The organism is Psychrobacter sp. 1U2 (genome assembly GCF_051847575.1).
The window spans coordinates 1-643 of sequence record NZ_JBPYDC010001286.1 but is presented as its reverse complement, the minus strand read 5'-3'; the positions used below and the strand labels follow the sequence as shown (position 1 = coordinate 643).

1 protein-coding gene is annotated in these 643 nt (G+C 41.8%); it reads left to right on the top strand.

Translation table 11 applies throughout. The annotated features are described in order from the left end of the window. A partial coding sequence (locus ACS8FD_RS21680; RefSeq protein ID WP_439277392.1) for an ATP-grasp domain-containing protein occupies positions 1-389 on the top strand: 389 nt, incomplete at its 5' end. Positions 390-643: the final 254 nt, after the last annotated feature.

The window sequence follows — 643 nt, the reverse complement described above, 5'->3', positions numbered from 1 at the left end:
ACTTATCAGGGCAAGAATATTCTATCGATGTGGTCTGTGAATATGGCGAAGTCTTAGCCGCAATCACTCGCCATAAAACAGGGAAAATCCAGCATATCGGCTACGAGCAGTCAGTCATGGACGTCGTTATGCCATTGATTAAAACTTTTGGTTGTGATGGTATTGTTAGTGTACAGACCAAGGCAGATGATAATGGTCAGCACCGTGTCCTTGAGATTAACAGTCGCCCATCAGGTGGTATTAGCTATACGGCTCATAGCGGTGTAGATTTAACCCAAGTAGGGTTTGCCTATTGGTTAGGACTAACAGCTAAGCCAAAATTAGCTGACATCATCGAGCAGATTATCCCCTGTCAGGTACGCTCAATTACGACGAGTGTGAAAGTTTAGAATGAGTTAAGACATCTAGTATTACTCGAAAATATTGGGTTCGGCGAGAAACTGCTTCCGCATCAAGATTGTATTCCATAAAATCTACTATGAAAAGACGTCAACACAGTACGGCAGAGGTGAGAATAAAGACAATGATTCAGATCATATAGTCAGTTGAAAATAAAACTGTCATAAGTTCAAACGCGATACTGGGATAAATTTTCCTTGCTTGCTGCGTTCTTAGAGACCGCGCAAAATTCATCCCAGTATCG